This is a genomic window from Haoranjiania flava, from assembly GCF_025631005.1.
Classification (GTDB): Bacteria; Bacteroidota; Bacteroidia; order Chitinophagales; family Chitinophagaceae; genus Haoranjiania; species Haoranjiania flava.
The window spans coordinates 1-205 of the sequence record NZ_JAOTPL010000074.1; the positions used below are offsets into that span (position 1 = coordinate 1).

At 41.0% G+C, this 205-nt stretch carries 1 protein-coding gene; it reads left to right on the forward strand.

Going from position 1 to position 205, the window contains the following annotated elements; genetic code table 11:
• The coding region (locus OD355_RS13870; RefSeq protein ID WP_263039092.1) for a transposase at window positions 1-205 on the forward strand (205 nt) is incomplete at both ends.

Below are 205 nucleotides of genomic sequence, written 5' to 3' on the forward strand. Positions count from 1 at the left end.
AGCTAGCCTGCAAAATACCGGCACCTTCATTTTATAAAAGTGGGCGTGGTCGTAAGCCATTTTTAAATGTAGAAGGAGGAATAGCCCTGATGTTTTTAAAGCATTATTTGGGTCTGAGTGATGAGTTGTTGATTGCGCGGTTGAACACAGACTGGAGCATGCAGTACTTTTGTGGTGTGCAATTAGGATTGCGTAAAATAAAAGA